This is a genomic window from Pseudoalteromonas sp. APAL1, from assembly GCF_021532475.1.
Classification (GTDB): Bacteria; Pseudomonadota; Gammaproteobacteria; order Enterobacterales; family Alteromonadaceae; genus Pseudoalteromonas; species Pseudoalteromonas lipolytica_C.
On sequence record NZ_JAKGAW010000109.1, the window covers coordinates 1 to 1,061 of the forward strand.

The 1,061-nt window shown below is 41.3% G+C and carries 1 protein-coding gene; it reads right to left on the reverse strand.

All coding sequences use genetic code 11. From position 1 onward, the window contains the following. A partial coding sequence (locus L1264_RS21400) for a TonB-dependent receptor plug domain-containing protein (RefSeq protein WP_235404652.1) occupies positions 1–1,061 on the reverse strand: 1,061 nt, incomplete at both ends.

Here is a 1,061-nt window from a genome sequence, read left to right on the forward strand (position 1 = left end):
CGAATAAATCGAAGCCGATACCAGCAAAGTATTGGTCAAAAGTCGATGAAGATTCTTGAAGTGTTGTTGCTTTCATGTTTGCAACACCTTCATCTGAACCTAAATCAATATCATTAGCTTGGTTATATGCTAAACCAGAATAAGAAAGGTAGTATTGACCAACAGATTTGTTATCTGCTTTGTTACGGTGGTAATAAACTTCCCATGAAGCATTGTTCCAGTCGAAGTCACCGCGAAGACCAGTAGTTAAGTCGATATTGTAGTCGTCTACGTTACCGTCACGAGTACCGATACCAACCCAACGGAATAAACCATACGCACCGTCTACACCATAAGGGTTGTGTGGGTTATCAGCAGACATATTTTCCCACTCTGCAGCAGGAGGAGCATAACGACCAAATGATGAGTTTTGAACAAACATTGTTTGACCAAACCACTCTACGTTATCGGAAATTTCATAGTTAGAGCTGATGTATAATGTGTTACGGTCGATTGATGCTGTGTTGTAAGATACGTTACCAAACGCATACATACAATACTCAGAGCCTGGACCCCAGTCTTCATTTGCATCTACACGACGGAACGTATTTTCACCGTACTCTGCAATTAAGTCATCACATAAAAGTGATGCTTTTGCTTGTGAGAAGTCAGGAGAAAGAACTGTTGCACCGAAGTACGACCAACCAACAGTATCTGCAGTGTATGCTTCGATATCACCATCACCATCTAAATCACCGATTTTAGCTTTAGTGTAATCACGTGCACCATCACTGATACCTTCACGTTTTTGGTAATCGTATGCAAACGTGATGTTACCTTTATCGTTTGAGATACCACCTACTACAGAAAACTCTGAAGACGTTGTCCCTTCGTCCTGATCACGATGACCAGCACCAACGTTAAAGCTTAGGCCTTCATAATTGTCTTTTAATACAACGTTAACAACACCAGCCATTGCATCAGAACCATAAATAGATGATGCACCTTCAGTCATGATATCGATACGCTCAACTGCCGCCATAGGAATAGCATTTAAGTTAGCTGACGCACCACCTAATGTT